This window comes from Amycolatopsis sp. NPDC003861 (assembly GCF_053605405.1).
This window is the reverse complement of record NZ_JBSGJD010000403.1, coordinates 1-5,551: the sequence shown is the minus strand read 5'-3', so window position 1 is coordinate 5,551 and position 5,551 is coordinate 1. Positions and strand designations below refer to the sequence as shown.

Here is a 5,551-nt window from a genome sequence, read left to right as displayed (position 1 = left end):
TGGGTGGTGCATTGGGCGGTGGGGACCCCCCCAAAGATCGGGATCGGAAACACCAGACCCCCGCTACAACCCATTCAACCGCGGGGCCGGCCCGCCCCCCCGCCCGCCGCCCCCCGGCCCGGTCCCCACCCAGGAGAAAGCCCATCCATGAGTGAGCCCATTCTCGAGATCAAGGGCCTGAACAAGAGCTTCGGCCCGGTCCACGTCCTCCACGACGTGGACTTCGACGTGCGTGCAGGCGAAGTGACCGCACTGGTCGGCGACAACGGTGCCGGCAAGTCGACCCTCGTCAAGTGCATCGCCGGCATCCACCCGTACGACTCGGGGGCCGTGCGGTTCAACGGGCAGGACGCCCACATCCGCGGCCCGAAGGACGCGGCCGAACTCGGCATCGAGGTCGTCTACCAGGACCTCGCGCTCGCCGACAACCTCGACATCGTCCAGAACATGTTCCTCGGCCGCGAGCGCGGCAGTTCCTGGAAGCTCGACGAAGCCAGCATGGAGAAGGCCGCCCGCGAGACGCTGGCCTCCCTGTCGGTCCGGACCGTGAAGTCGGTCCGCACGCCGGTCTCCTCGCTGTCCGGTGGCCAGCGGCAGACCGTCGCCATCGCGAAGTCGGTGCTGTGGAACAGCAAGGTCGTCGTGCTCGACGAGCCGACCGCCGCCCTCGGTGTCGCGCAGACCCGGCAGGTGCTCGACCTGGTCCGCCGGCTGGCCGAGCAGGGCCTGGGGGTCGTGCTGATCAGCCACAACATGGCCGACGTGTTCGAGGTCGCCGACCGCATCGCCGTGCTCTACCTCGGCCGGCTCGTCGCCGAGGTGCACACGAAGGACGTCACCCACGGCCAGGTCGTGGAACTGATCACCGCCGGTCGCTCCGGTGACCTCGGCCTGGCCCGGCCCGAAGCCGTGGTCCTGTGAGCGGGAAGAAAGAACCGGAAATGACTGAAACCCCTGCCAAGCACGAGGTCGGCACCCCCGCCGACGCGCTCGCGCAGACCCAGGCCCCCACCGGGGCGATCTCCGACTTCGGCATCGACACGACATCGATGTCAACCGGCGAGGCCGTTCGCGACTACTTCGCCCGCCTGCGGGCCGGTGAACTCGGCGCGCTGCCGTCGCTGTTCGGCCTGCTCGTGCTGGTGATCCTGTTCAGCGCGCTGTCGGACAACTTCTTCACGCTGGCCAACATCGCCAACGTGTTCCCGCAGGGCGCGGGCGTCATCATCATCGCGATGGGCATCGTGTTCGTGCTGCTGCTCGGCGAGATCGACCTCGCCGCCGGTGTGGCCTCCGGTGTCGCCGCGTCCGTGATGGCCCTGCACTACGTCCAGAACGGGAACCTCCTGGGCAACATGGGCACCGGCGTGTTCATCACGTTCATCGGGGTGCTCGCCCTGGCCATGCTCCTGTCGGCCTACCAGCGGATCTGGGCGGGTGCCGCGCTGTCGCTGATCGGCCTGCTGCTCGTCGCGATCGGCGTCCCGGCCAACGCCTGGCTCGAGATCCTGCTGGCCATCTGCGTCGGTACTGCGATCGGCTGCATCACCGGGTTCCTCGTGTCGAAGATCGGCATGCCGTCCTTCGTCGTGACGCTGGCGCTGTTCATCGTGTGGCAAGGCGTCCTGCTGCAGTTCATCGGTGAGGGCGGCACGATCGGCATCAGCAATTCGGACATCCTGTACAAGATCGCCAACGGCAACCTGAACATCCTGGGCAGCTGGATCTTCTTCCTCGTCGCGGCCGGCGGGTTCGCGGTGATCACGCTGACCAGCCACTTCAAGCGGCTCCAGCGCGGCCTGGTCGTCCAGCCGACGGCGCTGGTGATGGTCAAGGTCGGCGCGCTCGTCGTACTGTCGGCGATCGGCACCTGGCTGCTGACGATCAACCGCTCGCCGAACAAGGCGGTCGTCACGATCGAGGGCGTCCCGTACGTCATCCCGATCATGCTGGTGCTGCTGGTGGCCGGGACCTACGTGCTCAACCGGACCCGGTACGGCCGGTACGTCTACGCGGTCGGCGGCAACAAGGAAGCCGCCCGCCGCGCCGGTATCGACGTGCCGAAGATCCGGGCGAGCGTGTTCGTCATCGGCTCGGCGATCGCGGCCATCGGCGGCATCGTCGCCGCGTCGAAGGTCGGCTCGGTCAGCCCGCAGTCCGGTGGCCTCAACACGCTGCTGTTCGCGGTCGGTTCGGCCGTCATCGGCGGCACGTCGCTGTTCGGTGGCAAGGGCCGCGTGTCCGACGCCGTGGTCGGCGGGCTCGTGATCGCCGTGGTCATCAACGGCCTTGGCCTGCTCAAGCAGCCGGCCGCGGTGGTCAACATCATCACCGGTCTGGTCCTGCTCCTCGCCGCCACGGTCGACGCGCTGTCCCGGCGCCGCGCGGCTGCGTCGGCGCGCTGAACCAGCATGGGATGATCAAGCCCGTGACCAGCACGCCCGTTGCTCGACCGGACGAGGTGCGCCGGCACAACCGCACGACACTGCTCCGCCTGCTGCACGTCGGCGGGCCGAGCACCCGGGCGACCCTGGCCGCCGAGCTGGGGCTCAACCGGAGCACGATCAAGACCCTCGTCGACGGGCTCGCCGAAGCCGGTGTCGTCGAGGAGAAGGTGCCGAGGCCGGGACGAGGGGCGGGCCGCCCCTCGCTCCTGGTCCTGCCCCAGCCGCACGCGGCGGTCGTGCTCGCGGTCGACCTGCAGGTCGAGCACGTCGCGATCGCCCTGGTCGGGCTGGGCGGGCAGATCCTGGGCCGCAACAGCTGGAACCTGCGCGGCCGGATGGGGCAGCCCGAAGAGGTCATCACCCACGTCATCGAGTCGACGGCCATCCTGGCCGGCGACCTCGACGTGACCCCGGTGGCGGCCGGGGTGTCGGTACCCGGCGTCGTCCGGCGGGCGGACGGGCACGTGCACGAGGCCCCGAACCTGCGCTGGACCGACGTCGCGCTCGGCGATCGGCTCGGCGGCGTGCTGCAGATCCCGATCCTGGTCGGCAACGACGCCGAGTTCGGCGCGGTCGCCGAGCACCTGCGCGGGGCGGCCCGCGGCGCGTCCGACGTGGTGTACATCTCGGCGGACGTCGGCGTCGGCGGCGGCGTGATCGCGGAGGGCTCGGCCCTGCGCGGCGGCTCGGGGTACGTCGGCGAGATCGGGCACATGGTCATCCGGCCGGACGGGCGGCCCTGCTACTGCGGCAGCAGCGGCTGCTGGGAGACCGAGGTCGGCGAGGCGGCCCTGTGCCGGGCGCTCGGGCTGCCCGAAGAGACCCCGCGCGGGGCGATCCTGTTCGAGCTGCGGGAGCTGGGCCGCGCCCCGGAGAAGGCGATGTCGCGGCTTGCGGAGTTCGCCGAGTGGCTGACGCTGGGGCTGATCAACGTCGTCAACCTGCTGGGGCCGCAGCTGGTCATCCTGGGTGACCTGCTGACGGTGCTGCCGGAGGCGGTGCTGCGGCACGTCGGCGCCGAGGTTCGCCGCCGCAGCCTGGTGAGCCGGGCGGTGGGCGGCACGCGGATCGTCAGCTCGGCCCTCGGGGGCGACGGGAAGCTGCTCGGGGCCGCGGAAGTCGCGTTCGAAGTCGTCCTGGATTCTGTCTGATTTTCTGTCCGGTTCCGTGTCCGAAATCACTGCTAGCGGTAGTCGAACCGTGATTTCAGCCACGCAATCTGCAAGATGCAGAAAGTCGCCGGAGATGCAGAAAGGCGGCCGGTGCCTGTGCGCACCGGCCGCCTTTCGCGTCTGGGTTGTTACCGCTGGATGTCGGCGGACAGTTCCTTGAGCTTGGCCTCGTGCTCGCGGGCGTGGTGCCCGCAGAAGAGCAGTTCGCCACCCGTGCTGAGGATGGCTCGTACCTGAGCTGCTGCTCCGCACCGGTCACAGCGGTCGGCGGCGGTCAGTTCGGGGCGGGTGAGCGTCGGCGATGTCATGGGGGTCTCCCTCCGTCCCGGCACCGGTCGCCCGGTGCCATCGATCCAGCTACGCCCACTTCGGGACTGCTACCGGTGGCGGCGATCGCCTCCGGCTCCGCGTGTTCGTGCTTCCACTGTTCCAGACGTTTCGCGGCTCGCAAGTGTTCCCGCGCCGGTGGGACCTGAGTCACGTCGATTTACCCCGGATGCCGTAACGCCGTCCTGCATTCCAGGAGACGATTACCCGGAGAGTTACGTTTTCCGTGGTCAGGCAGCATGGGGTGGTGAGTACCGTGACTTCACCCCGACGGCTTTCCGCGGTCCCCGCTCCGCTCTTGTTCGTTCTCAGCGGAATTTCGATGTACGCCGGAGCGGCGGTGGCGGTCGACCTTTTCGGCCACGCATCCCCCGCGGGGGTGGCTTGGCTCCGCTGCCTGGGGGCGGCGGTGGTCCTGCTGGCTTGGCGCCGCCCGGGCCGAGCGGCCTGGAGGGGCCGCCGCCTCCTGCTGGCAATCGTGTTCGGCGTGGTGACGGCGGGCATGAACGTCCTGTTCTACGAGGCGATCGCCCGCCTGCCCCTGGGCACGGCGGTGGCGATGGAGTTCGCGGGCCCGGTGGTGGTCGCGGCGTTGGGCTCCCGGACGGTCCGCGACGTGGTGGCGCTGCTCCTGGTGGCGGCGGGCGTGGTGGCGATCGCGGACGTCCGCATCGCCGGCAGCTTCTGGGGAGTGGCGTTCGCGTTGGGAGCAGCGCTGGCCTGGGCGGGCTACATCCTGCTGGGCAAGAGGGTGGCGGTCGGCGGCGACGGCATCGACAGCCTGGCAATCGGGTTCTTCGCCGGAACGGTGGTCCTGTCCCCGCTGGCCCTGGGCACGGGCCCGGTGTGGTCATCGCCACGGCTGGTGCTCCTGGGAGTCGGGGTAGGGGTGCTGTCGACGGTGGTCCCGTACGCACTGGACCAGGTGGTGTTGAGGAGGGTCGGGCAGGCACGGTTCGCAACGCTGCTGGCGCTGCTGCCGGTGACGGCGGGGGTGATGGGGTTCGTGTTGCTGGGCCAGGTGCCATCGCTGCCCGAGGCCCTGGGGACGGTGGCCGTCGTGGCGGGGGTGGCATTGCGAAGCCGGGAGCCGGGGGCGGCGGAGGTGGCGGAGCCGCCGGGCTGAGGTTTGGCTGGCTTGCTTTTGTCTGGTTTACCTGGAAAGTCCGGACGTCCCCGACTGAAACGGCAGGCTGACCACCCAACCGGCCCCCACCCAGACCCCCCCACCACCGGCCGTAGTGACAATTCAGGCTTCGGGGTGGTGGACACCAGGCTGCTTGCCAGAAGACCCACCCAAGCCGGCGGAACCGCCGGAGAGAGACCCGCTCCCACCACACAGCAGCGACCAACTCCACGGCAGCACTACCGGGCAGGGCAGGTCCTGCAGCGGCAGCCTCCCGCGGCGGGCGGTTCCCGCGGCAGACGGCTCCCGTGGCAGACGGTTCCCGTGGCAGGTGGCTCCCGTGGCGGGCGGTTCCCGCTGCAGGTGGTTCCCGTGGCTGGTGGCTCCCGTGGCAGGTGGCTCCCGTGGCGGGCGGTTCCCGCTGCAGGTGGTTCCCGTGGCTGGTGGCTCCCGTGGCAGGTGGCTCCCGTGGCGGGCGG

General features: G+C 70.0%; 5 protein-coding genes. 4 read left to right on the top strand and 1 reads right to left on the bottom strand.

Annotated features, from left to right (window positions below; translation table 11 throughout):
• The first annotated feature begins 147 nt into the window (after positions 1–147).
• The 3 genes from ACWEVN_RS46130 to ACWEVN_RS46120 are packed head-to-tail and all read left to right on the top strand — an operon-like array spanning position 148 to position 3,598.
• On the top strand, positions 148–921 hold the full coding sequence (locus ACWEVN_RS46130) for an ATP-binding cassette domain-containing protein (RefSeq protein ID WP_004561026.1): 774 nt from the start codon (positions 148–150) through the stop codon (positions 919–921).
• A gap of 20 nt (positions 922–941) precedes the next feature.
• The gene (locus tag ACWEVN_RS46125; protein ID WP_449685431.1) at positions 942–2,405 is read left to right on the top strand and encodes a sugar ABC transporter permease; all 1,464 of its coding nucleotides are present in this window, start codon (positions 942–944) and stop codon (positions 2,403–2,405) included.
• An 11-nt stretch (positions 2,406–2,416) separates the two neighbouring features.
• Entirely contained in the window at positions 2,417–3,598 is a 1,182-nt protein-coding gene (locus ACWEVN_RS46120; RefSeq protein ID WP_449685432.1) for an ROK family protein, read from the top strand.
• A 149-nt stretch (positions 3,599–3,747) separates the two neighbouring features.
• Here the strand turns inward: ACWEVN_RS46120 and ACWEVN_RS46115 are convergent, their stop codons facing one another.
• Positions 3,748–3,927 (bottom strand): DUF7455 domain-containing protein, encoded by a 180-nt coding sequence (locus ACWEVN_RS46115; RefSeq protein WP_004561029.1) that lies wholly within the window; start codon positions 3,925–3,927, stop codon positions 3,748–3,750.
• Between the two features lie 341 nt (positions 3,928–4,268).
• On the opposite strand from ACWEVN_RS46115, the gene ACWEVN_RS46110 reads away from it, so the two are divergent.
• Positions 4,269–5,072, top strand: a complete 804-nt coding sequence (locus tag ACWEVN_RS46110) for an EamA family transporter (RefSeq protein WP_449685433.1) — start codon at positions 4,269–4,271, stop codon at positions 5,070–5,072.
• The last annotated feature ends 479 nt before the right edge of the window (positions 5,073–5,551 follow it).